Source organism: Komagataeibacter europaeus LMG 18890 (assembly GCF_000285295.1).
GTDB lineage: Bacteria > Pseudomonadota > Alphaproteobacteria > Acetobacterales > Acetobacteraceae > Komagataeibacter > Komagataeibacter europaeus.
Genome location: NZ_CADP01000277.1, coordinates 1 through 1,530 on the forward strand (window position 1 = coordinate 1; position 1,530 = coordinate 1,530).

The 1,530-nt window shown below is 59.0% G+C and carries 2 protein-coding genes and 1 pseudogene; 1 reads left to right on the forward strand and 2 read right to left on the reverse strand.

Going from position 1 to position 1,530, the window contains the following annotated elements; all coding sequences use genetic code 11:
• On the forward strand, positions 1-342 hold a 342-nt coding region (locus tag GEU01_RS21655), incomplete at its 5' end, for an IS110 family transposase (protein WP_019087478.1).
• Positions 343-681: 339 nt separating this feature from the next.
• Here GEU01_RS21655 and GEU01_RS21665 read toward each other — a convergent pair.
• Both GEU01_RS21665 and GEU01_RS25430 read right to left on the reverse strand, forming a co-directional pair.
• The gene (locus tag GEU01_RS21665) at positions 682-870 is read right to left on the reverse strand and encodes a hypothetical protein (protein ID WP_019087663.1); all 189 of its coding nucleotides are present in this window, start codon (positions 868-870) and stop codon (positions 682-684) included.
• 47 nt (positions 871-917) lie between these two features.
• A pseudogene (locus GEU01_RS25430) lies at positions 918-1,417 on the reverse strand (IS21 family transposase); the annotation flags it as partial.
• Positions 1,418-1,530 lie beyond the last annotated feature (113 nt).

The following is a 1,530-nucleotide window of genomic DNA, read 5'->3' on the forward strand; positions in this document are numbered from 1 at the left end:
AGCGCGATCGTCGCGGCCGTTCCGGATGCCTCGACTTTCCGGTCAGGCCGTCAATTCGCTGCGTGGCTCGGTCTGACGCCCAAAAGTCACAGCAGTGGTGGCAAGGAACGACAGGTTGGCATCAGCAAACAGGGGGATAGCTATCTCAGACGCCTGCTCGTGCTGGGCGCCACGGCGGTGATCCGTCTTGCACGCAAGGAAAACGCCAGTCGTCAATGGGCCGCAAAGTTGCTCGAGAAGAAGGCGGCGCGTGTCGTATCTGTCGCTCTCGCCAACAAGACTGCCAGGATTGTCTGGGCACTTCTCACAACGGGCAATGCATACAGCGCCAGGAGCGCCTGAAAGAATTCAGAGATTTGCCCTCGTCGAACACCAGAAGCGACGAAGGTGAATGTGCGGAGTGGTGATATATGATGGCGAACCGGTCAGGCCGGGGAGAGGATAAACCCGACGGGACCAAGCGCAGCAAAAGCGCGCAGAGGTGATCAGGAATCCAATCCGCGGACTTCATCAGGGCCAGCAGCCCCCGGGCTGCGCAAACAGGCCGGACACATGGCTGCACCCGACCACCAAAATCATACTTTCCACTTGCATCGTCAGGGCCGTCCACACATGGCTCCATGCGTTGTAGACGGTGACGATTTCATCCTCGCACATTTCGTGCGGGGGCCGTCCACAACATCACCTCTGATTACCCTCGTCAGGTGCACCATCGGCGCGTTCCTCATCAAGGTGAAGAGTCATCTCCGTGTTAAGCGCTCGCTCCGCCAGAGCCTTCGTCAATTCCGAGAGTATGCCGTTCTTGCCAAACAGGTCGCCGGGTGAACGTCCTTCCACCAGGCGGTCCAGGAGGTCTTTATCAATGCTCATGCGGGGGCTCCTCTTCGAGCAATTTATCACCACACCGCACAAAATTCAGGATAGTCTCTGAAGGCGCGGCTGAAGGACAGTCTGGTGTGGGCAACCTGCAGCTTGACGCGATGCCCGGCAATTATCGCCCAGTCCTCGCCCCAGTCGAACTGGAAGGCTTCCCCAGGCTGGAAGCACAGGGGCACGAAAACACCCCGACCCGTTGTCTGGCGTGCCTGGGCTGTTCGTGTTTCCACTGCCGGATGAAAGCGGCCACCCGTCCGTAGGACCCATCATAACCCAGCGCCACAAGGTCTTCATGCAGTCGTCGCGCCGTACGCCGGTTCTTGCGGGATCGGGCGGCTTCCAGGACCAGCCATCCCCTCAGCCTGTCAGCAAACGGGTCCGGTCGGCTGGGACGTTCGGGTACCTGGAACCGCGGTTCAATACTCTGTGCCCGGAGATATTTCCGGATCGTATTGCGTGACAGTCCCGTCCGGCGTTCGATCTCGCGGATCGGAAGATGATCCCGGCAGTGCCACCGACGGATCACACTCAGAAGCTCCATGTCAATCACTCCTCAAACTCCCAGCAGATGCTGCCGGGGAGTGTGAAGGCATGGGTCAAATCTCGATGAAAATTTCCGCCCTACCCGGGTCAGTTCTCAGTGAAAATCAACAG

Bases quoted from the DNA above. Each gene is read 5' to 3' on its own strand.
- GEU01_RS21665 (WP_019087663.1), bottom strand. From the start codon at position 870: ATGAGCATTGATAAAGACCTCCTGGACCGCCTGGTGGAAGGACGTTCA.